General features: G+C 56.5%; 18 protein-coding genes and 5 pseudogenes. 14 read left to right on the forward strand and 9 right to left on the reverse strand.

Features of this window, described 5'->3' with window-relative positions; translation table 11 throughout:
* Positions 1 to 175: 175 nt before the first annotated feature.
* Together OMP40_RS17755 and gyrA are read right to left on the reverse strand one after the other, a co-directional pair.
* Positions 176 to 1,234 (reverse strand): HD-GYP domain-containing protein, encoded by a 1,059-nt coding sequence (locus OMP40_RS17755; RefSeq protein WP_277533434.1) that lies wholly within the window; start codon positions 1,232 to 1,234, stop codon positions 176 to 178.
* A gap of 26 nt (positions 1,235 to 1,260) precedes the next feature.
* The gene (gene gyrA, locus OMP40_RS17760) at positions 1,261 to 3,750 is read right to left on the reverse strand and encodes a DNA gyrase subunit A (protein ID WP_277533435.1); all 2,490 of its coding nucleotides are present in this window, start codon (positions 3,748 to 3,750) and stop codon (positions 1,261 to 1,263) included.
* Between the two features lie 135 nt (positions 3,751 to 3,885).
* Here gyrA and OMP40_RS17765 point away from each other — a divergent pair, with 135 nt between their 5' ends.
* Positions 3,886 to 4,698: a YheC/YheD family protein gene (locus tag OMP40_RS17765; protein WP_277533436.1), complete on the forward strand. Its 813-nt coding sequence runs from the start codon at positions 3,886 to 3,888 to the stop codon at positions 4,696 to 4,698.
* Positions 4,699 to 4,756: 58 nt separating this feature from the next.
* On the opposite strand, the gene gyrB is transcribed toward OMP40_RS17765, so the two are convergent.
* The 6 genes and pseudogenes from gyrB to dnaA form a co-directional block, all read right to left on the reverse strand.
* Entirely contained in the window at positions 4,757 to 6,667 is a 1,911-nt protein-coding gene (gene gyrB, locus OMP40_RS17770; protein ID WP_277534866.1) for a DNA topoisomerase (ATP-hydrolyzing) subunit B, read from the reverse strand.
* Positions 6,668 to 6,709: 42 nt separating this feature from the next.
* Positions 6,710 to 6,958 (reverse strand): extracellular matrix regulator RemB, encoded by a 249-nt coding sequence (gene remB, locus OMP40_RS17775; RefSeq protein WP_090116868.1) that lies wholly within the window; start codon positions 6,956 to 6,958, stop codon positions 6,710 to 6,712.
* 25 nt (positions 6,959 to 6,983) lie between these two features.
* Entirely contained in the window at positions 6,984 to 8,102 is a 1,119-nt protein-coding gene (recF, locus tag OMP40_RS17780) for a DNA replication/repair protein RecF (RefSeq protein ID WP_277533440.1), read from the reverse strand.
* Positions 8,103 to 8,166: 64 nt separating this feature from the next.
* Positions 8,167 to 8,385 (reverse strand): S4 domain-containing protein YaaA, encoded by a 219-nt coding sequence (gene yaaA, locus OMP40_RS17785; protein WP_277533442.1) that lies wholly within the window; start codon positions 8,383 to 8,385, stop codon positions 8,167 to 8,169.
* Positions 8,386 to 8,395: 10 nt separating this feature from the next.
* Positions 8,396 to 9,539 (reverse strand): annotated as a pseudogene (gene dnaN / locus OMP40_RS17790) (DNA polymerase III subunit beta).
* Positions 9,540 to 9,740: 201 nt separating this feature from the next.
* Positions 9,741 to 11,094, reverse strand: a pseudogene (gene dnaA, locus OMP40_RS17795) (chromosomal replication initiator protein DnaA).
* A gap of 478 nt (positions 11,095 to 11,572) precedes the next feature.
* Between dnaA and rpmH the strand changes: the two are divergent.
* The 13 genes and pseudogenes from rpmH (at position 11,573) to OMP40_RS41890 (ending at position 22,790) form a co-directional block, all read left to right on the forward strand.
* On the forward strand, positions 11,573 to 11,707 hold the full coding sequence (gene rpmH / locus OMP40_RS17800; RefSeq protein WP_090116863.1) for a 50S ribosomal protein L34: 135 nt from the start codon (positions 11,573 to 11,575) through the stop codon (positions 11,705 to 11,707).
* A gap of 93 nt (positions 11,708 to 11,800) precedes the next feature.
* Positions 11,801 to 12,143 (forward strand): annotated as a pseudogene (gene rnpA / locus OMP40_RS17805) (ribonuclease P protein component); the annotation flags it as partial.
* 336 nt (positions 12,144 to 12,479) lie between these two features.
* Entirely contained in the window at positions 12,480 to 13,310 is an 831-nt protein-coding gene (locus OMP40_RS17810; protein WP_420872014.1) for a YidC/Oxa1 family membrane protein insertase, read from the forward strand.
* A complete protein-coding gene (gene jag, locus OMP40_RS17815; protein WP_277533445.1) occupies positions 13,234 to 13,851 on the forward strand; it encodes an RNA-binding cell elongation regulator Jag/EloR in 618 nt (205 codons plus the stop codon). Before OMP40_RS17810 ends, jag begins: the two co-directional genes overlap by 77 nt.
* Before the next feature lie 106 nt (positions 13,852 to 13,957).
* A complete protein-coding gene (mnmE, locus tag OMP40_RS17820; RefSeq protein ID WP_277533447.1) occupies positions 13,958 to 15,334 on the forward strand; it encodes a tRNA uridine-5-carboxymethylaminomethyl(34) synthesis GTPase MnmE in 1,377 nt (458 codons plus the stop codon).
* Positions 15,335 to 15,366: 32 nt separating this feature from the next.
* The gene (mnmG, locus tag OMP40_RS17825) at positions 15,367 to 17,265 is read left to right on the forward strand and encodes a tRNA uridine-5-carboxymethylaminomethyl(34) synthesis enzyme MnmG (protein ID WP_277533449.1); all 1,899 of its coding nucleotides are present in this window, start codon (positions 15,367 to 15,369) and stop codon (positions 17,263 to 17,265) included.
* Positions 17,265 to 17,993 (forward strand): 16S rRNA (guanine(527)-N(7))-methyltransferase RsmG, encoded by a 729-nt coding sequence (rsmG, locus tag OMP40_RS17830; RefSeq protein WP_277533455.1) that lies wholly within the window; start codon positions 17,265 to 17,267, stop codon positions 17,991 to 17,993. The genes mnmG and rsmG overlap by 1 nt, the downstream gene beginning before the upstream one ends.
* Positions 17,994 to 18,419: 426 nt before the next feature.
* A complete protein-coding gene (gene noc / locus OMP40_RS17835; RefSeq protein ID WP_277533456.1) occupies positions 18,420 to 19,253 on the forward strand; it encodes a nucleoid occlusion protein in 834 nt (277 codons plus the stop codon).
* A gap of 53 nt (positions 19,254 to 19,306) precedes the next feature.
* Positions 19,307 to 20,080 carry a ParA family protein gene (locus tag OMP40_RS17840; protein ID WP_090116856.1) on the forward strand — a complete coding sequence of 258 codons (774 nt, stop codon included), beginning with the start codon at positions 19,307 to 19,309 and terminating at the stop codon, positions 20,078 to 20,080.
* Positions 20,061 to 20,915, forward strand: a complete 855-nt coding sequence (locus tag OMP40_RS17845) for a ParB/RepB/Spo0J family partition protein (RefSeq protein ID WP_277533457.1) — start codon at positions 20,061 to 20,063, stop codon at positions 20,913 to 20,915. The genes OMP40_RS17840 and OMP40_RS17845 overlap by 20 nt, the downstream gene beginning before the upstream one ends.
* A gap of 141 nt (positions 20,916 to 21,056) precedes the next feature.
* Positions 21,057 to 22,224, forward strand: a pseudogene (locus tag OMP40_RS17850) (aminotransferase class V-fold PLP-dependent enzyme).
* Positions 22,225 to 22,306: 82 nt separating this feature from the next.
* Positions 22,307 to 22,630, forward strand: a pseudogene (locus OMP40_RS17855) (DUF4446 family protein); the annotation flags it as partial.
* 67 nt (positions 22,631 to 22,697) lie between these two features.
* Positions 22,698 to 22,790, forward strand: coding sequence for a hypothetical protein (locus tag OMP40_RS41890; RefSeq protein ID WP_420871993.1), 93 nt, complete (start codon positions 22,698 to 22,700; stop codon positions 22,788 to 22,790).
* Here OMP40_RS41890 and yyaC read toward each other — a convergent pair.
* Positions 22,765 to 23,382, reverse strand: a complete 618-nt coding sequence (gene yyaC, locus OMP40_RS17860) for a spore protease YyaC (protein WP_420871994.1) — start codon at positions 23,380 to 23,382, stop codon at positions 22,765 to 22,767. The two genes, OMP40_RS41890 and yyaC, sit on opposite strands and share 26 nt — an antisense overlap.
* Positions 23,383 to 23,445: the final 63 nt, after the last annotated feature.

Genomic DNA, 23,445 nt, shown 5'->3' on the forward strand with positions numbered 1-23,445 from the left:
AGGCGCCTAGACGATTGCAAGCATAATTTGAATATTTCTTTCTAGAAGTTTTAACCCACGGTCGCAGAATCACATTGCGCGATTGAGGCGCCATAAGCACCCTTCATATACATAGCAAGTACAAGTCAAAGGACCAGACATCTTCCCTGTCCGGTCCCTTGATTTGCTTCATCCTTTAGGATGAATATACCGCGGTAATAAAGAGATGGCGATCCTTGGCGAGGTTCACGATATCGCCGAAGATCGATACCATAGGTCTCGTCGGGTTCGCTCTGTCCGTGAACACGATCTCTCCGACCCGATTGTCGTTCAACTGCACGAGCATGCCATTGTGAAATTGCGTGTTGCGTTCGATAAAGCATTGGATCATCAAAGGATCCAACTTCCCGAACGCTTCCTTCTGCAACTGCTCAAGCACGATATACGGCGATTGGGCCGTCCGATACGTACGAGCGGATGTCATCGCATGGTACATGTCCGCGATCGCCACGATTTTCGCATACGGATGAATCTTATCGCCAGTCGCCTTCATCGGGTAGCCGCTGCCGTCGATCCGCTCGTGATGCTGCAGGGCGGTAAGGATAATCCCCTGGTTCAGCGACGTGACGCCTTCAAGCAGCTTGTAACCATAGACGGTATGCTGCCGCATTTCGGTCAACTCGTCGGTCGTGAGCCGTCCTGGCTTGCGAAGAATCGTCGAATCGATCCGCGTATTGCCGATATCGTGCAGCAATCCGGACAGCGCCACCGCCACCCAGTCCTTCTCCGGCAGCTTCATCCACTTGGCAAGCTGGTAACCCGTCAGCGCCGTCAATACGCTGCCGCGGATCCAAGGTTCCGCAGCAGGATCGTATGGAGGTACGAACGTAAGCACATGATATTCGTCGATATGATCGAGCAGATCCTTGAGTCCGCCTCGAATTTCGAAGATCGGCAGCTTCTGCCCCGGACCCATCATCTGAAACGTATGTTTCAGCAGTCTCTCCATCTTCAGGAAGTTCTGATGGAGCGAGGACAGCGGCAGCGACTTGTCTTCCTCGACCTCAAGCAGTTCGGACTCCTCAAGCCCCGCTCTCTTGATGTCCGCATCCGGGATGAGGTACGCCTGCAGGATCTCGAGATCGCGAGCGCTCAGCGTCCGGCCCTCCGGAAACAGCATATTGCCGAATGACGTTTGCACTTCGCGCAGCAATAGATCTCCTGTCTGTACTTGCGATATCGGCAGCACAGCCACGACGTAGCCTCCCTTAAATCCGTTCCTTATTCAGCATCTTCCGCGCCATCGGCGAATGCGCCTTCGGCTTCTTCCGCATCTTCGTCCTCGTCTTCGTTGCGCGGCGCTCTCGCTACCGTCGCTACCGAATCTTCATCCTTGATGTTGATCAGCTTGACGCCCTGCGTAATCCGGCCCATCGTGTTGATCGTGGACATGCTCATCCGAATCAAAGTGCCGCCGGACGTCATGATCATCAAGTCTTCTTCATCCTGGACGACCTTAAGGCTGACGATCGCGCCGTTCTTGTCGGTGACGTTCAGCGTCTTGATGCCCTTGCCGCCGCGCGTCTGGGTGCGGTACTCGCTCAGATGCGTCCGCTTGCCGTAACCCTTGGAGGTTACGATGAGCACGGTCTGCTCCGGATCGACGATATCCATGTCGATGACTTCGTCGCCTTCATCCAGCTGAATCCCCTTCACGCCGGTCGAAGAACGTCCCATCGAGCGTACATCTTCCTCGGAGAAACGAATAGACATGCCCTGCGCCGTACCCATCACGACTTCGCGGCTGCCGTCCGTCAGCTTGACGCCGATCAGATCGTCGTCCTCGCGCAGCAGAATCGCGATCAGGCCGACCTTGCGGATGTTCGCATAATCGTCGAGCGGCGTCTTTTTCACGATGCCGCACTTCGTCGCGAAGAACAGGTACTGATTCGGCTCGAACGACTCGACAGGGATGACGGCATTGATCGTCTCGCCTTGTTCGATCTGGATCAGGTTGATGATCGGCGTGCCACGCGCGGTCCGGCTCAAATCCGGAATCTCGTACGCTTTGAGGCGGAATACGCGTCCTTTGTTCGTGAAGAACAAGAGGAATTGGTGCGTATTGGATACGAAAAGCCGTTCGATAAAGTCGTCGTCCTTCGTATCCATGCCCACGACGCCGCGGCCGCCGCGCCGCTGGCTGCGGTACGTGGTGACCGGCAGGCGCTTGACGTATCCGGAATGCGTCATCGAGATAATGACGTCCTCGCGCGGGATCAGGTCTTCGTCGAGAATCTCCTCGTCGCTCGTCGTGATCTCCGTGCGGCGGTCGTCGCCGAACCGCTGCTTGATCTCTTCGAGCTCGTCGTGGATGATCTCCAGCACGAGTCCTTCGTCGGCTAGAATCGCTTGATACTCGGCGATCTTGACCATGAGCTCTTGGTACTCCTGTTCGATCTTCTCCCGCTCGAGTCCGGTCAGGCGCTGCAGGCGCATCTCGAGGATCGCCTGGGCTTGATCGTGCGACAGGCCGAACCGCGTCATGAGTCCTTCGCGAGCCTGCTCCGTCGTCTGCGAAGCGCGAATGAGCGCGATGACTTCGTCGAGATGGTCGAGCGCGATGCGCAAACCTTCGAGGATGTGCGCGCGCGCCTGCGCCTTTTTCAGATCGTACTCGGTTCTGCGACGGATGACTTCGATCTGGTGCTGAATATAGTAATGGAGCACGTCGCGAAGGTTAAGGACCTTCGGCTCCTTGTTCACGATCGCGAGCATGTTGATGCCGAACGTCGATTGCATCGCCGTCTGCTTGTACAGATTGTTCAGGACCACGCTCGGATTGACGTCGCGGCGCAGCTCGATGACGATCCGCATGCCGTTGCGGTCGGACTCGTCGCGCAGGTCGGTGATGCCCTCGATCCGCTTGTCCCGCACGAGTTCGGCGATCTTCTCTACGAGGCGCGCCTTAACGACTTGATAGGGCAACTCGTGAACGATGATCCGGGCTTTGCCGCCGTTCTCCTCGATCTCGGCGCGGGCGCGCATCGTGACCGAACCGCGTCCCGTGCTGTAGGCCTGCCGGATGCCCTGGCGTCCAAGGATGAATCCGGCGGTCGGGAAGTCGGGTCCCGTGATGTACTCCATCAGATCAAGGGCCGTGAGTTCCGGATTCTTGATCAGCGCCTGCGTGCCGTTGATGACCTCGGTCAGGTTGTGAGGCGGAATGTTGGTCGCCATGCCGACCGCGATACCCGTCGTGCCGTTGACTAGCAGGTTCGGGAAACGCGAAGGAAGCACGTCCGGCTCCTGCTCTTCGCCGTCGTAGTTCGGAACGAAGTCGACGGTCTCCTTGTTGATGTCGCGCAGCATCTCCATAGCGATCTTGGACAGCCGCGACTCGGTATAACGCATGGCCGCCGCCATGTCGCCGTCGATGGAGCCGAAGTTGCCGTGACCCTCGACGAGCATATAGCGAAGCGAGAAATCCTGCGCCATCCGGACCATCGTCTGATAAATGGAGGAGTCGCCGTGCGGGTGGTACTTGCCCATGACGTCGCCGACGATACGCGCGGACTTCTTGAACGGCTTGTCCGGAGACATGCCGAGCTCCGACATCCCGTACAGAATGCGGCGAAGTACCGGCTTCAGCCCGTCTCTGACGTCGGGCAGCGCGCGGCTGACGATGATGCTCATTGCGTAATCCATGAACGATTCCCGCATCTCCACGCCGATATCCCGGTCGCGGAGGGGGGAACGCTGTTCTTCGGCCATGCTGATCCTCCTTCAATATCCCTGCACTATTGTCAAATCGCCGTGGTCACCCGCGGCAGAAGCGTCATACTCTAAAAAAAGGATGAATGAAAACATTATACCATATTGATGGCGCGAAAGGTGGCGTGAACGCTCATGCCGATCAGGCGGATCAGCAGCAAATGGGCGAAAACCGAAGCGATGCTGGCATCTTCGGAGCTGCGCGGTCTCGTGCCCGACACCCGGCCGTTCAATCGGGATGCCGTTCGCAGCATGCTTGACGAATATGGCATGATCTACGTGAAGCCGGTGAACGGCACCTTCGGCAAAGGCGTCATTCGCCTTGGCAAATCGACGGGATCCGATGATGCCTACACGCTCCAGGCCGGCGAAAAGCAACTGTCCTATCCGAACTTCGACGGCATGTTCGACGCGCTGTTGAAGGTCAAACGGCCTCGGCCGTATTTGTCCCAACAGGGAATCGAGCTGCTGAAGCACGAAGGCCGCCGGTTCGACTTTCGCGTCATGGTCCAGATGAATCCGTCCGGACAATGGGAGACGACCGGCATCATCGGCAGACTCGCCCACCCGCGCAAAATCGTAACGAACTACCACGCCGGCGGCACGCCGCTGCCGATGGAGACGCTGATGACGACGCATTTGGAAAAGGCGGAGCGAACGAGCCGCAGCTACCGAATGGAACTATCGAAGCTTGGCGTTGACGTCGCTTCGTCGCTTGGCAGGCGTTTTCCGGGATTGAAGGAGATCGGCATCGACGTCGCGGTGGACGTGGATCTGAAGCCCTGGATTCTGGAAGTCAACACGATGCCCGACCCTTATATCTTCCTGCGTCTGCCCGATCGCAGCGTATACCGGCGCATTCGCCGCTACGCGACGGCTTACGGACGCTTCCGCCGCATCCCCCGCGCATCGGCGAAGTCCAAACGACGCCGCTTGGTCAAACGATAGCGGCCGCAAAAAAAAGCACCCGCTGAACGCATCGCTGCGCCCGGCGGGTGCCGAAGCCTCACACGTCCAGATTCTTGACGTACCTGGCGTACTGATGGATAAAATCCCGCCGCGGCTCGACGCTGTCTCCCATCAGCGTATCGAAGATCAAATCGGCCCGGATGGCATCCTCGATCCGCACTTGAAGCATCGTACGGCTGTCCGGATCCATCGTCGTATCCCACAGTTGATCGGCGTTCATCTCGCCGAGACCCTTGTACCGCTGCACGTTGACCTTGGCGCCTTCGCCGAACTCCGCGATGATCGCGTTGCGTTCGGCCTCGGACTGCGCGTAGCGGACCACCTTGTTGCGCTCGATCTTGAAGAGCGGCGGCTGCGCGATGTAGACGAAGCCCTCCTCGATCAGATTCCGCATGTAGCGATAGAAGAAGGTGAGGAGCAGCGTGCGAATATGCGCGCCGTCGACGTCGGCGTCGGTCATGATGATGATCTTGTGATAACGCGCCTTGGCGATATCGAAGTCGTCGCCGATGCCCGTGCCTAGCGCCGTGATGATCGCCCGGATCTCCGCGTTGGACAATATCTTGTCCAGCCGGGCCTTCTCGACGTTCAGAATCTTGCCCCGCAGCGGCAGGATCGCCTGGAAGTGACGATCGCGGCCTTGCTTGGCCGATCCGCCTGCGGAGTCGCCTTCGACGATGTACAGCTCGCTGATCGAGGCGTCCTTGGACGAGCAGTCCGCCAGCTTGCCCGGCAGCGAGCTCACCTCGAGCGCGCCCTTGCGGCGAGTCAGCTCGCGCGCCTTGCGCGCGGCTTCGCGCGCCCGGGAAGCCTGAAGGGACTTGTCCACGACCTTGCGCGCGACGGCCGGATTTTCGCCCATGAACTCCAGCAGCTTGTCGGCGAAAAGCGACTCGACGATGCCACGCGCCTCGCTGTTGCCCAGCTTGGTCTTCGTCTGGCCTTCGAACTGCGGCTCCGGGATCTTGACCGAGATGATCGCCGTCAAGCCTTCGCGGCAGTCGTCGCCGGTGAGGTTCGACTCGCTCTCCTTGACGAAGCCCATCTTGCGCGCATAGTCGTTGATGATCCGGGTCAACGCGCTCTTGAAGCCCGATTCGTGGGTGCCGCCCTCGTGGGTATTGATATTATTGGCGAACGAATAGATGTTCTCCGTATAGCCGTCGTTGTACTGCATGGCGATCTCGACCGCGATGGCTTCCTTGGTGCCTTCCACGTAGATCGGCTGCTCGTGCAGCGCCTCGCGCGTACGGTTCAGGTACTGGACGAATTCCTTGATGCCGCCGTCGTATTTGAACGAATCGTGCATGCCGGAGCGCTCGTCGGTGAGCGTGAGGTGGATGCCTTTGTTCAGGAACGCAAGTTCGCGGATCCGTCCGACAAGCACGTCGTACTCGAACACCGTCGTCTCGGTGAAAATCTCAGGATCCGGCTTGAAGCGCGTCTGCGTGCCGGTGTCCTCGGTCTCGCCGATGATCTTGATGTCGTATTGCGGCGCTCCGCGCCGGTATTCCTGCTGATGGATCTTGCCGTCGCGCTTGACGGTGACGCTGACCCACTCGGACAAGGCGTTGACGACGGAGATGCCGACGCCGTGCAGGCCGCCGGATACCTTGTAGCCTTCGCCGCCGAACTTGCCGCCGGCGTGAAGGACGGTCATGACGACCTCGAGGGTCGACTTCTTCAGCTTGACGTTCTCGCCGACCGGTATGCCCCGGCCGTTGTCGATGACAGTCACGCTGTTGTCTTCATGTATAATGACGTCGACGCGGGTACAATAGCCTGCGAGCGCTTCGTCGATGCTGTTGTCGACGACCTCCCAGACAAGGTGATGGAGACCCTTGCCGCTGGTCGACCCGATGTACATGCCGGGACGCTTGCGGACGGCCTCCAATCCTTCGAGTACCTGTATCTGACTCTCATCGTATGTGTTCTGCTGCGAATTCACGGACAAATCTTCCACCGCCTTCTTAACGTTGACGCGCTGCTCCTACAGATCGACCAGATGATGCGCCCGCTTCTTGAGGGTAGAAGACGATATGGGCGAATAATACACTCTTTCCTCGGTGACGACGATAGACTTCGGATCCTCCTCGCCGATCGTCTCCACGATACGGTTTTTCCGGGCTTGCGCCACGAACTGCCGCGACAGCTTCGAGGACTGCTCGATCGAGATATCGAAGATCGCGACGAGCTGCGAAGTCCGGACGATTTTCTCCCCGCCCAGATGAATGTACATATTGAGCCCCTCCACATTCCCTGCCTTAGGGCAGCACGGTACCGCCGCGTACATGATAGATGGCGGCATCCTTGAGCCGGCTCATGTTGACGCTCTCCAGTCCCGTCGTCGTGATAAACGTCTGCACGCGGTTCTGAAACGTCTCGATGAGCTGGGTCTGCCGCTCCTGATCAAGTTCGGACAAGACGTCGTCGAGGAGAAGCAGCGGATACTCCCCGATCTCTTCGCGCATGAGCTCCAGCTCCGCCAGCTTGAGCGACAGCGCCGCCGTCCGCTGCTGGCCCTGCGAGCCGAAGGTCTGCACGTCCCTGCCGTTAATGGCAAACGCCAAATCGTCCCGATGCGGACCGATGAGCGTCGTGCCGCGGCGGAATTCCTGTTCCTTGCCTTGTGTTAACTTTAACATAAATTGTTGCAATAAAGAAGATTGATCTTGGGGCGAGGTCCCTTCCTCCGCGGCGAGAGAGGGCTTGTAGACGACGGTCAGCGATTCCTTGTCTCCGGTGATGCCGGCATGGATCTTCTCAGCCCATCCTTGCAGCTTATAAATAAAGTTTTGCCTTCTCTGCATCATTTTAACACCGGACGACGCTAATTGTTCGTTCCAGACGTCGAGCATCTCGGCGGAGGCCCTCGATGCGTCCGTGGACTTGAGGTAATTGTTGCGCTGCTGGAGGATCCGCTGATATTGGAGGGAGTCGTGCAGGTAAGCCGGATGCACCTGGCCGATCTCCATATCCATGAACCGGCGCCTGATGCCGGGAGCGCCCTTGACGATGTCGAGGTCCTCGGGTGCGAACAGGACGACATTGACCGTGCCGACGAATGCGCTGAGCTTGCGCTGCTCGAGCCCGTTGATCTTCGCCTTTTTGCCCTGCGCGGAGAGCTGGAGCTCCAGCGTGACCTTGCCGAGCTTGCGCTCGATCTCCGCTTCGATGCGGGCTGAGGTCTCGTTCCAGCCGATCAGCTCGCGATCTTTGGCCGTACGGTGCGACTTGGTCAGCGCGAGTACGTGAATGGCCTCAAGCAGGTTGGTCTTGCCCTGCGCATTGGGCCCGATGATGATGTTGACGCCTGCGGCCGTCGCAAGCGACAGTTCGCCGAAGTTGCGGTAGCCATGCAGTGCGATCTTGTTCAGCTGCATGCGGGACTTCCTCTCTGGACTGTCCGGCGGCAGCTCTTCCGTTTGACGGCCGCCCCGGCGCAGACTACGGCTTGGCGCGAACGGCGAAGCTGCCGCAGCCAGACACCTCGATGACATCGCCGGGTCGCAGCTTGCGTCCGCGGCGGTTTTCCTTTTCTCCGTTCACGAGCACTTCTGTCTCTTGCAGGAAATGCTTCACTTCTCCGCCGGAGCCGATGCAATCGCCCAGCTTAAGCAGCTGCTGCAGTTGGATATATTCGGTCGAGATCTCGATTTCCGTCATGAGTCGCTCCTCAATTCGTCGTCCGGTAAGGAAGAATGAGATGCAGGCTGTTGTCGTGATCGCGCGGCTTGAAGATGATCGGGCTCATCGCGCCATTAAAGCCGATGTATAGCTGTTCGCTGTCGACGACTTTAAGCACGTCCAGCATATATTTGGAGTTGAAGGCGATGCGCAGGGGCTCGCCGGTCAAATCCGTGACTTCCAGGTGCTCCTGAACGCGTCCGAGCTCGGAGGAGCTCGAGTTGATCTCGATATTGCCGTCGTCCGTCGTGAGCAGGCGAACGATGTTCGTCTTTTCTTCGCGCGAGAGCAGGTAAGCGCGGTCGATCGCTTCGCTGAGCGATTTTGTGTTCAGGACGAGTTCTGTTTTGAACTGGCTTGGAATAATCTTTGAAGTATCGGGATAAGCGCCGTCGAGCATGCGGGAGAAGAACAGCACTTCGCCCAGCTTGAAGAGCACTTGATTGTCGGCGACGACGATGTCGACGAGGGTATTCTGGTCGGGAATGATCTTCGACAGCTCGTTCAGCGTCTTGCCGGAGATGACCACGCCCGCGAACTTCAGCGCAGGATCGGTATCGATGTTGGTCTTGCAGGTGGCCAAGCGGTGCCGGTCGGTCGCGACGAATTTGAGTACGCCCTCCTGGAGGCCCCAGAGCACGCCGGTCAGAATCGGCGTCGATTCGTTGGTCGTGACGGCGAAGACCGTCTGGCGGATCATCGAACGGAGCAAGTCTCCCGGAATGGAGAAGACGCGGTCTTCTTCCAATATCGGAAGCACGGGGGAATTCCTCCGGATCGAGGCCGACGAGCTGAATCTCGGTCGCGCCCGAATGGATAAGCGTCTGAAAGCGTTCGCCGACTTCAAGATTGACTTCCTCATGCGGCAGCTTCTTGACGATCTCGACGAAAAACTTGGCCGGGAGCACGACGCTGCCCGGACGCTCGACCTTTACGACCGTCTTGCTCGCGGATTCGAGCGGAATAAAGTGTTGAATGGAAATGTCGGTGTCGCTGGCGGTCAAGGTGACGCCGCGATCGCTCACGTCTATTTTAATGCCGCTCAGGATCGGTATCGTACTGCGTGCGGATACCGCCTTGGACACGTTTTGAACCGCCTCGTTTAACTCCGTGCGCAATATCGTCAATTTCAACGGGATCACCTCGTCTATTCGCCTTAATGGTATGGTCTTAAAAGATAGTCGTAGTAGTAGGGACCGTGAATATGTGGATAAGCCCAAAAAAAGCCGAAAACGACAACCTATCCACATGTGTATGAGTTGTGCATAGGTTTTTTCGTTATTCACGTTTTAAATGCGGCATTTTTGTCCACAGGTGGATATCGGGGTTTGCGTCTACGTCAGGTTTTTGATCTTTTCCGTCAGGTTGCCGACGATCTTGTACAGCTCCGCGTCGACCTTCAGCTTGCTGCGTGATCTTCTCGTGGGCGTGGATGACCGTCGTGTGGTCTCTTCCGCCGAAGTTGTCGCCGATCTTGGGGAGCGAATAGTCCGTCAGCTCTCGGGACAGATACATGGCGATCTGCCTCGGGAAGGCGACGGCCTTCGTACGCTTGCGCGCTTTGAAATCCTCGAGTTTAAGTCCGTAGAATTCGCCTACGCGCTGCTGGATATCCTGAATGGTGATGAGACGGTTGCGGCCGTTCGGCAAGATGTCCTTGAGCGCCTCCGCGGCGAGATGCGTGGACACGTCCTGGTTCGTCAACGACGAATAAGCCACAATCCGAATCAGGGCGCCTTCGAGCTCCCGGATGTTCGAATCGATCATATTCGCGATGTACACCATCGCTTCGTTCGGAATGTCCAGGTTCTCCGCTTTCGCCTTCTTGCGGAGGATCGCGATGCGCGTCTCGAGATCGGGCGGCTGGATATCCGTGATGAGGCCCCACTCGAAGCGCGAGCGCAGGCGCTCCTCGAGCGTCGGGATCTCTTTGGGCGTGCGGTCGCTGGAGATGATGATCTGCTTGCTCTCTTCGTGCAGCGCGTTAAAGGTATGGAAGAACTCCTCTTGCGTCCCGTCCTTGCCGGCGAGGAACTGGATATCGTCGATCAGCAGCACGTCGATGTTGCGATACTTGTTGCGGAAGCTCTCGCCGCGGTTGTCCCGGATCGCGTTGATGAATTCGTTCGTGAACTTCTCCGACGATATGTACAGTACCTTCGAAGACGGGTTGTGCTCCAAAATATAATGGCCGATCGCGTGCATCAAGTGCGTCTTGCCCAGTCCTACGCCTCCATAAAGAAAAAGCGGATTGTATGCTTTGGCCGGCGCCTCCGCGACCGCGAGGGAAGCGGCATGCGCGAACCGGTTGCCGGCGCCGATGACGAACGTGTCGAAGGTGTACTTCGGATTGAGCATGTGTCCGACCGGTTCTTCCGGCCCCGCGTTCTTGACGATGGGCACGGCCGGGAACGGCGCGGGCGGCTCGGGAGAGCGGAACTCTTCGATCGCGAACCGGACCTCGACCGGGTGATCGAGATAATCCGCCAACGTCGAAGAGACGAGCTTCTTGTACCTGTTCTCCAGCCATTCCGCCGCAAAGGTGGTGGGAGCGGTTACAACCACGGTCTCGTCGCTAATGAAATTCGCTTTGGTGGCTTTGAACCACGTATCGTAACTCGGTTTGCTTAATTTTGTCTGGATGACCGACAAGACCTGCTGCCAGATCTCGCTCGTACGGCTGTCCACATGGAGTCACTCCTTTAACCCGTCAGGCGGACAAGAGGGAGGGCGGCGATGTCGAAGGATGTCCTTTGCAACAAGTTATCCACACAATTCCTCTTTATTCTTTAGCGAGATGTCCATAAGAAGGGATTTTGTTCACAGATTTATACACAGGGTGTTGATAAAAAAGAGGTTTAACAGCCGTTATCCACGTCGAATGGGTGAACTTATCATAGCAGATGAACCCGCTTAATTCAACGGAATTTGCCCTGTTATCCACATTTTCAATAACTTGTGGATGAATTCTGTGCACAACACAAGATATTGTTGATATTCTGTGCGAAGATTCGACAAAATGATCGAACAGTCTTTTTTCTCTCTTTTTTTATGCACATGTGAATATCTTCCGATACGGCCCGTTTTCGATTTCATTGACTTCCGGGCTCCTTTATGGTTAAATAAATGGACATATGAGTTCTTTTTGTAAGGGAGGTATCAAGAAGTGGGACCGACATTTAAGCCGAACGTGAACAAGCGGAAGAAGGTACACGGATTCCGCAGCCGGATGAGCTCGAAGAACGGACGCAAGGTTCTCGCCGCTCGCCGTCAAAAGGGCCGCAAAGTATTGTCCGCTTAAGGATAAAGACCACGTGAGGTGGTCTTTTTTTCATGTATATGGGAATAACTGATGAACGGACTTCAGTCCATAATCCGGCGATGAGGGATGAGGATGGAAAGAAAACTGCGGCTGCGAAACAAGGAAGACTTCAGCCGTATCTATAGAAGCGGAAAATCTTTCGCGAACTCGCAGTTCGTCGTCTACTGGCGGCGCAAGCCGGATCCGGGGATGTATCGGCTCGGCATCTCGGTCAGCAGCAAGCTGGGGGGGAGCCGTCGTCCGCAACCGCATGCGGCGCATGATTAAAGAGATCGTGCGGCTTAACGGCTCGCGCATCGTCGAAGGCACCGATTTGATCCTGATCGTGCGGAAGCCGGCGATAACTCTTCCTTATATAGAGATGGAGCGCAGCGTTCTACACGTGCTCCGCAAAGCGGGTCTTACCAAAGGTTCGACGCCGCCTCCCCAGCAGGCCAGGAAGCCGTATCGTCCGGGTCCCGGCGGAGGGAAGCCGAAGGCGCCGGGCGGCGCCCCGCGCGCTTTCCATTGCCAATAATCTTATGGTATAGTTGACTTGTGTTTTGGGCTTTGAAAGAGACGGATCTGCCCCTCGGTTCCGGGACGGCGAATTCGTAAGGATGCATGAACGGCGATCCTTTTTTCTGTCGTTTCGCCTATTTCCGGGATCCCCGCAAAGTCCCGATTCGGGTTCAAAGTCACGGCTCCGCCAGGGCGGGGTATTTTAGAGGGGGAGTTTTGAGGTTTGTTGTTGCGCAATCGCAAATTTTGGATGGTCTCCGGTCTCCTGGTTTCCTTAATGGTCTTCCTGTCCGGATGTACGCCGCCGACGACGCGGAAGACGACCGAAGATCTGGCCAATAGCCACGGCTGGTGGGACAGCAATGTCGTGTATTGGTTCTCGCTTATGCTGGACAAGTTCGCCGAGTGGTTCGGCGGCGAATACGGTCTCGCGATCCTTCTGCTCGTGATTATCGTGCGGACGATTATCCTGCCGCTCATGATCAAGCAGTACAAGAGCACGAAGGCGATGCAGAAGCTGCAGCCGCAGATGAAGGAGATCCGCGAGAAGCACAAGGACGACACCCGCAAGCAGCAGGAAGAGATGATGAAGCTCTACCAGGAGCATCAGGTCAATCCGCTCGCAGGCTGTTTCCCGCTGATCATTCAGATGCCGATTTTTATCGCGCTCTATCGCGCCATTACCGTCAACGCCAACGTTTATGAGCATACATTCCTGTGGCTTCAGCTCGGCAAGCCGGACAAGTATTATATTCTTCCGATCATCGCCGCGCTGACCACTTTTGTTCAATCGAAAATGATGCAGTCCCAGCAGCCGCAGCAGATGGCGGCGATGAAGGGCCTGATGCTGATCTTCCCGGTGTTGATCTTCGTCATGGCGCTCTCGTTCCCGGCCGCGCTTCCGCTTTACTGGATCTACAGTAATATCTACACCATCACGCAGAACTATTTCATGTATGGACGCAAAGCCGAGCCGCAAGGCAACGGCAAGGAGGCCATCGCAGATGAAAAAGGTCGAAGCAACAGGAAAGTCGGTGGAGGAAGCGGTAAGAAAAAGCCTCGTCACTCTCGGGGTAAGTGAGGACCGCGTTAAAGTGACCGTGCTCGAGCAGCCCAGCAAGGGGCTGTTCGGCCTGATCGGCGCCAAGGAAGCCCGCGTACAGCTTGAGCTGCTGCCGGACGGCGTCGATCATGCGGTCGCTTTTCTTCAGGAAGTAACCGACGCCATGCATTCGGCCGTGACGATCGAACGGGACGACGGCAGGGACGATGTCTCGATTAACTTATCCGGCGCCAATCTGGGCATGTTGATCGGACGCAGAGGCCAGACGCTGGATGCGCTTCAGTATCTGGCGAACATCGTCGCGAATCGTCATTCGGATCGTCACCTGCGTATCGTTCTCGATGCGGAGCAGTTCCGTCAGAGACGCAGAGAGACGCTCGAAGCCCTGTCCGACCGAATGGCGCTGCGCGCCGTAAAGACGAGGAAGGACATCGTGCTGGAGCCCATGAGCGCCTCCGAACGGAAGATCATCCATGCGAGACTTCAAGGCCATCCGAACGTGCGCACCTACAGTCAAGGCGATGAACCGAACCGCTGTGTCGTCATTGCTATCAAGTGAATGAATGTCCAACGCAATGGCTTGCAGAGGCAAGCGGACCATTGCGTTTTTTGTTTATGGCAGGGGTTGGAGTTTTTATGAGCATAACGTTAAATGAGGGAACGATATGAACGAAGATACGATAGCGGCGGTCGCGACGGCGCTTGGGGAAGGCAGCGTTGCGGTCGTCCGCGTGAGCGGCGCGGAGGCGATCGGCAAGGTAGCGCCGCTGTTCAAGTCGCGCGAGGATCTGCGAGACGTGCCGACGCACACCGTGCACTACGGATGGATTCGCGATCCGGCGACCGGTGACGTGCTCGACGAGGTGCTCGTGACCGTGATGAAAGGACCGCGCTCGTTTACGGCGGAGGATGTCGTCGAGATCAGCACCCATGGGGGCGTCGTCGCGGTCCAGTCGGTGCTTGAACTGTTGCTTCGCAGCGGCATTCGAATGGCCGAGCCGGGCGAGTTTACGAAGCGTGCATTTTTGAACGGCCGCATCGATCTTGCCCAGGCCGAAGCGGTCATCGACCTGATCCGATCGAAGTCCTCGAAGGCGTTTCAAGTGGCGCGCAAGCAGGCGGAGGGTGCGCTGTCGAAGCGCCTCGTGCCGCTAAAGGAGCAGCTGATCGAGCTGCTTGCGCATGTCGAGGTCAATATCGATTACCCCGAGCATGATGTGGCGGAGGTAACGGCCGGCGTCATCCGGGATCACTGCGGTGCCGTGCTCCGACAGGTAGAGACGCTGCTGAAGACGGCCGCGGAGGGGAAGATTCTGCGGGAGGGCATCGTGACGGCGATCGTAGGGCGGCCCAATGCGGGCAAGTCGTCGCTCTTGAATGCCTTGGTGAAGGAGAATCGCGCGATCGTGACCGACATTCCCGGTACGACGCGCGACATCGTCGAAGAATCCGTCACGCTGTCGGGCATCCCGCTGCGGCTGCTCGATACGGCGGGCATTCGAGAGACGGAGGATGTCGTCGAACGCATCGGCGTAGAGCGGTCGCGCGGCGCCCTCGGCGATGCGGATCTGATTCTGCTCGTGCTAAGCAGAAGCGATTCGCTTCACGAGGAGGAGCGGCGGCTGCTGGAGGAGCTGAAGGACCGGCCGACGATCGTCATTTTGAACAAGTCGGATCTGGCGCCCCGTCTCGAAGAGGGAGAGGTACGCTCACGCTATCCGGCCGAGCGGATCGTCTCCCTGTCAGCCAAGGAAGGCTTGGGCATGGAAGATCTCGAACGGGCCGTCTCCAAGCTGTTTATGAGCGGCGGCATCGAATCTGGGGATGCCACTTACGTTAGCAATGTTCGGCACATCTCATTGTTGCATGCTGCGGCGCGTTCGCTGCAGGACGCGATCGATGGCGCGGAGCAAGGGTTGCCCGTCGATCTGATTCAGATCGATATCGCTGCGGCCTGGGAGTCGCTTGGAGAGATCGTCGGCGACACGGCTTCGGAATCGCTGCTGGATCAAATATTTTCAAAATTTTGCTTGGGGAAATAAATATTTACAACTTGTAAAGGAGTGTATCCACAGTGGGATATGTAGCGGGCGAGTACGACGTCATCGTCGTCGGCGCCGGGCACGCAGGTGTGGAAGCAGCGCTGGCGGCTGCGCGAATGGGCTGCGAGACGCTGTTGTTGACGATTAATCTCGACATGATCGCTTTTATGCCGTGCAATCCGTCGGTTGGCGGACCGGCGAAGGGGCATGTCGTTCGCGAGATCGACGCGCTTGGCGGAGAGATGGGGCGCAATATCGACAAGACGTTTATTCAGATGCGGATGCTGAATACGGGCAAAGGACCGGCAGTGCACGCGCTTCGCGCGCAAGCCGACAAGTTCTTGTATCAGCATGCGATGAAGGAGACAATCGAGCGGGAGGAGAAGCTGACGCTCCGCCAAGGCATGGCCGAGGAGCTGATCGTTGAAGACGGCGTATGCCGTGGCGTCATCACGAAGACAGGCGCTGAGTATCGTTCCAAGACGGTCGTGATCACGACGGGCACCTATCTGCGCGGCAAAGTGATCATGGGCGAGCTAATGTACGAGAGCGGACCGAACAACCAGCAGCCGTCGGTGAAGCTGTCCGAGTCGCTGCGGGAAAACGGTTTGAAGCTTGTACGCTTTAAGACGGGCACCCCGCCTCGCGTACACAAGGACACGATCGACTTTTCGAAGACGGAGATTCAACCCGGCGACGACAAGCCGAATTACTTTTCTTACGAGACGGAATATTCGGAGCGCGCAGGCGAGCAGTTGCCTTGCTGGCTCACCTATACGTCCGAAGAGACGCACAAGATTATTAACGACAATCTTCACCGGGCACCGATGTTTTCCGGCGCGATCGAGGGTACCGGCCCGCGCTACTGCCCGTCGATCGAAGATAAGATCGTACGCTTTGCCGACAAGCCGAAGCATCAGATCTTCTTGGAGCCCGAGGGAGCGAACACGAAGGAATATTACGTGCAGGGTCTGTCTACAAGCATGCCCGAGGACGTCCAGCTTCAAATTCTTCGTTCGATTCCCGGCCTGGAGCAGGTGGAGATGATGCGTACCGGCTATGCGATCGAGTACGATGCAGTCGTGCCGACGCAGCTGTGGCCGTCTCTTGAGACTAAGGTCATATCGGGCCTGTTCACGGCAGGACAGATTAACGGTACATCGGGTTATGAGGAAGCAGCGGGACAAGGCATTATGGCCGGCATTAACGCCGCGCGCAAAGCGCAGGATAAGGAACCGGTCATCATTGACCGTTCGCAAGGCTATATCGGCGTTATGATCGACGATCTCGTCACCAAGGGAACGAACGAGCCATATCGTCTGCTCACGTCCCGCGCGGAATATCGACTGCTTCTCCGTCACGACAACGCGGATCTGCGGCTCACTCCGTTGGGCAAGGAGATCGGTCTCATTTCGGACGCACGGTTTGCTTTGTTCGAGGAGAAGAAGCAGAAGGTGGAGGCGGAGCTTGCGCGACTGAAGGAAGTCCGGATTCGTCCGGACGAAGCTACCCAAGCGCTATTGGCTTCGATCGATTCGGCGCCGCTTCAAAATACGGTCGACGGCATCACGCTGCTTCGTCGTCCTGAAGTGACCTATGCGCACATCGAGCATTTCTCGCCCTCTCCTGTGGCGTTGTCCGAGGATATGAAGGAACAAGTCGAGATTCAGGTCAAATATACGGGTTATATCGAAAAGCAGCTCGCCCAGGTGGAGAAGCTGGCGAAGATGGAGAAGAAGCGCATTCCGGACGATATCGATTACAGCGCAGTACACGGCCTGGCCACAGAAGCGAAGCAGAAGCTGCATCAGATCCGTCCGCTTAATATCGGGCAGGCATCGCGAATTTCCGGCGTCACGCCGGCAGACTTGTCGATCCTCCTCGTTCACTTGGAGCACTACAATCGCGTGACGGCGGCTAGGAGCAGCTAATGGCGGACGAACTGCAGCGTTGGTTTGGCGAACGGGTAGAAGCGGATCTAGGAATCGAACTGAGCGATGCTCAGCTCGATCAATACGAATCGTATTACCGTTTGCTTGTGGAATGGAACGAAAAAATGAATTTGACGGGCATTACGGATCGCGGCGCCGTTTACGAGAAACATTTCTACGATTCGTTGACCTTGGCCGTACTTCCTGAAGCGGTGTCGGCTCGCAGTCTGGCTGACATCGGGGCGGGAGCCGGCTTCCCGTCCATTCCTTTTAAGATCGCATTTCCCCAATTGGAAGTAACGATCGTCGACTCGCTAGCCAAGCGCATTCGATTTCTCCAAACGGTAGCGGATGAGTTGCACTTGAGCAGCATTACGCTTGTACATGGTCGAGCGGAGGACATTGGCCGATTAGGCGAGCATCGAGACCGCTACGACCTCGTGACGGCCCGCGCCGTCGCCCGGCTGGCGGGATTGAATGAATTATGCCTACCTTTTGCCAAAGTCGATGGACACTTCATTGCGATGAAAGGTTCTGATCATAAAGCAGAGCTGGAAGAGAGCGTCAAGAGTATACGCCTCTTGAACGCGAAGCTTAGATATACGCGGGAGCTTAAACTGCCGCTTGAACAATCCGAACGTCAACTCATCGTCATCGGCAAGCTGGGAAGGACGCCTAAGGAATATCCTCGCAAAGCCGGAATCCCGTTGAAGCAGCCTCTGATCTAAGACGCATGTTCCACGTGAAACAAAATCGCCATATTTTCGTGTTTCACGTGGAACAAATCCCCCTCTAAAGCGAGGAAACTCTTTTCAAGAGAAGGAATCAGGCGTACAATAGAGAATATATATAGTACTGCAAAATCGTCGTGCCGCATATGCGCCTCGGAGGCGTGAAATGGCGGCGCTTTTTTCGTCACTTGGAACCTCCGGCATGGTTTAATCCTTGCCTTTTCTGCATGCGCAGAACGCCTTGAACGGTCAGTTCTGTATGCGAAATCCTGTCTGTTATGGTTCTGTCGAATCGGTTGTAGATACGGGTCGAATAGTAGACTGCTGTGCCAGACGCTATTCGTCTATTGTTGGCTGCTAGAATGGATGCGAATTTGCGTTTACCGGAACCTCATTACAGATGAACGTGGTGGGATGGAAGACATGAGAGAACCGTTATCTCGTTTGTTCGGATTGTCCGAACGGAGCGGCCAGGAAGAAGTTCGGCAGATTGCCGTCGTGGATATCGTCCCGAGCCCTTATCAACCCAGGTCTGTCTTTGACGACGACCGGATCGACGAGCTATGTCAGACGATCAAGACGCTTGGCATCATCCAGCCGATCGTAGTCCGTGTCCGGGAAGGCAAATACGAGCTCATAGCGGGAGAACGCCGCTGGCGGGCGGTCACCAAGCTGGGCATGGAACACATCCCGGCGATCGTAAGAGAAATTAACGATTCCCAAGCTGCTTCGATGGCGTTGATCGAAAATCTTCAACGTGAAGGGTTGACCTCGATTGAGGAAGCCGTCGCGTATCAGAAGCTAATCGATCTGCACCAGTTGACTCAAGAAAGCTTGGCTCAGCGGTTAGGGAAGAGTCAATCTACGATTGCCAATAAGATTCGTCTTCTTCAGCTGGGCGAGAACGTGAAATTGGCACTGATGGAACGTAAAATTACGGAACGTCATGCGCGCGCTATGCTGGCCCTTCCGACAGAAGAAGCGCAGGACAAGCTTTTACAGGAAATCATCGAGAAAGAACTCAATGTGAAACAAACGGAAACGCGCGTCGCTTTTCTCCTGGAGGCGATTAAACCCGCGAAGTCCCGGCGCGTGTCCTTCTCCAAGGATATTCGACTGGCTATTAATACGATACGGCAATCGGTAGACATGGTGACGGGATCGGGCATTCCGATCAAATCCAGCGAACGCGAACTGGAAGATCACATCGAGATCGTCATTCAGATACCGAAGAAAAACAACAGCAATCCAAGCTAGTTGGGAGCTATGAGAATCCAGCAAGTTAGGCGGCTGACGATGAGGTGAACGGGTTGTCCAAAATTATTGCCATTGCCAATCAAAAGGGCGGTGTCGGCAAAACGACAACGGCTGTCAACCTTGGCGCATGTCTGTCGACGTTGGGACGTAAAGTGCTCATCGTGGACATCGACGCTCAGGGCAATACGACAAGCGGTGTCGGTATCAATAAAGCCGATGTGGAATATTGCATCTATGATATCTTAATCAACGAGATCCACCCCAAACAGGCGATTGTGGATACGGCTCTGCCGAATCTGAAGCTCATTCCTGCGACGATTCAACTCGCAGGTGCCGAGATCGAGCTGGTGCCGACCATCTCCCGCGAGGTTCGCCTGAAAAAGGCGCTGGCTATGGTACGCAATGAATTCGATTATATTCTGATCGATTGCCCGCCTTCGTTGGGTATTCTGACGATTAATTCTCTGACGGCATCCGATTCGGTCATTATTCCAATTCAATGCGAGTATTACGCGCTGGAAGGGTTGAGTCAGCTGCTCAATACGATTCGTCTCGTACAGAAGCATCTGAACACTTCGCTTCAAATCGAAGGCGTTCTGCTTACGATGTTCGATGCTCGTACCAACTTGGGCATTCAGGTCATCGAAGAGGTAAAGAAATATTTCCAACAAAAGGTTTATCAGACGGTGATCCCGCGCAACGTTCGTCTCAGCGAGGCGCCATCGCATGGGCAATCGATCATCACATACGATCCAAGATCCAAAGGGGCCGAGGTTTATCTCGAGCTGGCGAAGGAAGTGATTACGTATGAGCAAGCGGCTAGGTAAAGGTCTCGATGCGTTGATTACGTCTCTATCCATTAAGGAAGACGACAAGATCGTAGAGATTCCATTGGCGCAGCTCCGCGCGAATCCCTATCAACCGCGCAAGACGTTTGAAGAAGAAGCTATCAAGGAACTGGCGGAATCGATCCGCGAACATGGGGTTATTCAACCGATCATCGTTCGCACGGCACTCCGCGGCTTCGAGATCATCGCAGGCGAACGGCGCTTCAGAGCATCGCAGCTCTTAGGCAACCCGACGATTCCAGCGGTCGTCCGCGCCTATAGCGATCAACAAGTCATGGAGATCGCGCTGATCGAAAACGTACAGCGCGAGGACCTGAACGCGATTGAAGTCGCGATTGCCTATCAATCCATTATGAATCAATTCGCGTTGACGCAAGAAGAGCTTTCTTTAAAAGTGGGCAAGTCCCGTTCTCACATTGCCAACTTCCTGCGGCTGCTTGCGCTGCCCGATGAGATTAAAGATCATGTTTCACGTGGAACATTGTCGATGGGTCACGCAAGAGCATTGGCGGGCATCAAAGAAGACGCCAAACGGAAAGATCTGGCCAAGCAGACGCTGGCAAACAACTGGAGCGTCCGCGAGCTCGAAAATGCCGTGCAGCAAATGGATGCAGTCGTTAAAGGTAAAACCGTCAAAGCGAAAGCCAAAAAGCGCGATCCCTACATCGAAGAAATCGAAGAGACGCTCCGCGAAAGATTCCAAACGACGGTGCGAATCAAGCCGAACAAAGACAAGGGACGCATCGAACTGGCCTACTTCAGCAAAGGCGATCTGGAGCGACTGCTGGAGATTCTGCAAGCGATCAAAGCATAAGATCTGCCATCCACGATCGAAGGCTCGTGTCGGAGCGGAGAATAAAACGGCTTCGCGCTTGGAATGCCAAGAGCGAAGCCGTTTTTACTTGGCAGAACTGTTCAATTAAATAAAGGTGTGCCGAACGAAGGAGGCAGTGCGATGAAGGAACGACCGTTGATCTATTTGGACAATGCGGCAACCTCCTGGCCGAAGCCTCCCGGCGTGATGGAAGCCATGGAGAAGACGATGCGGGAGTCTGCCGCCAACCCAGGCCGAGGCAGTCACGAGATGGCCGTCAAAGCGAGCAGAGTGCTGTTCGAAGGCCGAAAAATGTTGGCGCGCTTGTTCAAGATCGCGAACCCGAACGATATCGCCTTCATGCTTAATACGACGCATGCGCTGAACCAAGCGATCCAAGGCTTGCTATCGCCGGGTGATCACATCGTCACGACCGCGATGGAGCACAACTCCGTAAGACGTCCCATCGAAGCGTTGAAGCGCAAGCTGGGCATTCAAGTGACCTACGTACCGGTCGGGACGGATGGCATCCTGAATCCGGACGATATTCGGCAAGCGATCACCCCGTCCACCAAGCTCGTCGCCCTCACGCACAGCTCGAACCTGCTGGGAACGATAACGCCGATCGGTGATATCGGCGCCCTCACGCGAGCAGCGGGCGTACCGTTGCTCGTCGATGCCGCGCAAAGCGCGGGCGTGCTTGAGATCGACGTGGAAGCCATGAATATCGATCTATTGGCTTTTCCGGGACATAAGGGATTGATGGGTCCGCAAGGTACGGGGGGGCTTGTACATCAGGCCGGAGCTAGAGCTCGAGCCGCTCATGCACGGAGGCACAGGAAGCCGTTCAGAATCGCCCGAGCAGCCTTCTACGAGGCCGGACAGGTATGAGGCAGGCACGCCCAATACGATCGGCATAGCGGGGCTTACGGAGGGCGTGCGGTTCGTCCTTGGCGAGACGGTGCAGCGCATCCACGCGAAGGAGTTGAGCCTGACCCGGGAGCTGATGGCGGGGCTGTCCGAGATACCCGGCGTCCGCCTATTAGGGCCTGGTCCGGCGATCGAGCGTACGGCGATCGTCGCCTTCACGCTCGATGGCGTCGATCCGTCGGAGACGGCGTTTCTATTGGACCGCCAGTTCGGGATCGCCGTACGATCCGGCTTCCATTGCACGCCGCTTGGACACGAAAGCGCAGGGACGACCGAGACGGGGGCAGTAAGAGCCAGCCCAGGATATTTTACGCAGCAATCGGATATTGTATCGTTGGTACGAGCTGTAAAGGAAATCGGAGAAACGCTGCGGACATAAGGTCTGCACAATGACGGACGGCGGTCGGGCATGCGCGGGCCGTCGATCCGGAGAGCGGGGGGAGCAATCGAACGTGAACGGAATGGGCGAGGATGCAAGCTTGGCGGCGCTCGGAGGCGCCGGCATACTGATTTTCATATTGTTGATCTGGGTCATAATCTTAAGCGTGAAATTATCGAGGCTCGCAAGGGCCCACAAGCGCATGATCGGCGAGTCAGGCGTGCCAAACCTTGAGGATGTACTGATGAAGGTTCACGGTCGCATGGAGGCCGTGCAAGCCAAACAGGCGGAGCAGGAAGCGACGATGGCCGATCAAGAAAAACGCCTCGCGGCACTCAAAGGGCGCGTAGGCGTTCATCGGTTCAACGCTTTCTCGGACCAAGGCGGCGAGATCAGCTTCGCGATCGCGATCGTCGACGAGCGACAGGACGGCGTCGTCCTGACGGGCATCCATAGCCGGGAGCAAACCTTTTTTGTACGCGAAGCCGCTATCCGGAGGCGAATCGAGCTATCCCTTGACCCCGGAGGAAAAATCCGCGATCAATCAGGCAGCGCATAAGGCATAGGGGCGCCGCGAATATTGCGAATGGCGGTGGAGATGCAGCCGGCGATGATGTCGGCCATCTTCACGACCAGATTAAGTCTCGTATTTTGAAGAACGAAGTATTCCATAAAACCGCCGACGTTCACGATGCCCGTCATGTGGATATCGCCCACCGGGGGCAAGTCCTTGTTCACGCCGGCACCCGGACGTACGGGACCCGATGCGAGATGGATGCAGCCGACGCTGGCGACTTGTCCGAGACAAGCGTCGATAGCGATGACGTAGGGCTGCTTGGAGTTTCTCATGATGGTGTAGAGCGTCTCGCTCAAATTCATCGCATGTACAGGTTCGTCCAACGTTCCGTACAGGTCGAACATGCCTTGCGCATGCCTGGCCAGCGTCGTCCCGACGAGCGGACCCAGCGCGTCGCCGGTAGACCTGTCGGTGCCTACGCAGACGACGACGATCTGCCGGTCGGAGGGAAGGTGAAGCAGCTCGCGCGTGAGCCGCTCGGACAGCCGCTGCATGACGGCAGGTTCGTTATAGGGTATTTTCAAAGAGAGCGCGGTGGCTTCCGCCGCATAGCCGGCCCTTTTATCCCAAGCGCCATTCATTCGTCCGCTTCGCCTCCTCCATGGAATAGTAGTAGTATATGGACGAGAGGGACAATTTATACT

This window comes from Cohnella rhizosphaerae (assembly GCF_029525575.1).
Classification (GTDB): Bacteria; Bacillota; Bacilli; order Paenibacillales; family Paenibacillaceae; genus Cohnella; species Cohnella rhizosphaerae.

Bases quoted from the DNA above. Each gene is read 5' to 3' on its own strand.
- rsmG (WP_277533455.1), top strand. From the start codon at position 17,265: ATGGCGGACGAACTGCAGCGTTGGTTTGGCGAACGGGTAGAAGCGGAT.
- noc (WP_277533456.1), top strand. From the start codon at position 18,420: ATGAGAGAACCGTTATCTCGTTTGTTCGGATTGTCCGAACGGAGCGGC.
- remB (WP_090116868.1), bottom strand. From the start codon at position 6,958: ATGTACATTCATCTGGGCGGGGAGAAAATCGTCCGGACTTCGCAGCTC.
- OMP40_RS17810 (WP_420872014.1), top strand. From the start codon at position 12,480: ATGGTCTCCGGTCTCCTGGTTTCCTTAATGGTCTTCCTGTCCGGATGT.
- recF (WP_277533440.1), bottom strand. From the start codon at position 8,102: ATGCAGCTGAACAAGATCGCACTGCATGGCTACCGCAACTTCGGCGAA.
- mnmE (WP_277533447.1), top strand. From the start codon at position 13,958: ATGAACGAAGATACGATAGCGGCGGTCGCGACGGCGCTTGGGGAAGGC.
- yyaC (WP_420871994.1), bottom strand. From the start codon at position 23,382: ATGAATGGCGCTTGGGATAAAAGGGCCGGCTATGCGGCGGAAGCCACC.
- OMP40_RS17765 (WP_277533436.1), top strand. From the start codon at position 3,886: ATGCCGATCAGGCGGATCAGCAGCAAATGGGCGAAAACCGAAGCGATG.
- jag (WP_277533445.1), top strand. From the start codon at position 13,234: ATGAAAAAGGTCGAAGCAACAGGAAAGTCGGTGGAGGAAGCGGTAAGA.
- OMP40_RS17845 (WP_277533457.1), top strand. From the start codon at position 20,061: ATGAGCAAGCGGCTAGGTAAAGGTCTCGATGCGTTGATTACGTCTCTA.
- gyrA (WP_277533435.1), bottom strand. From the start codon at position 3,750: ATGGCCGAAGAACAGCGTTCCCCCCTCCGCGACCGGGATATCGGCGTG.
- yaaA (WP_277533442.1), bottom strand. From the start codon at position 8,385: ATGACGGAAATCGAGATCTCGACCGAATATATCCAACTGCAGCAGCTG.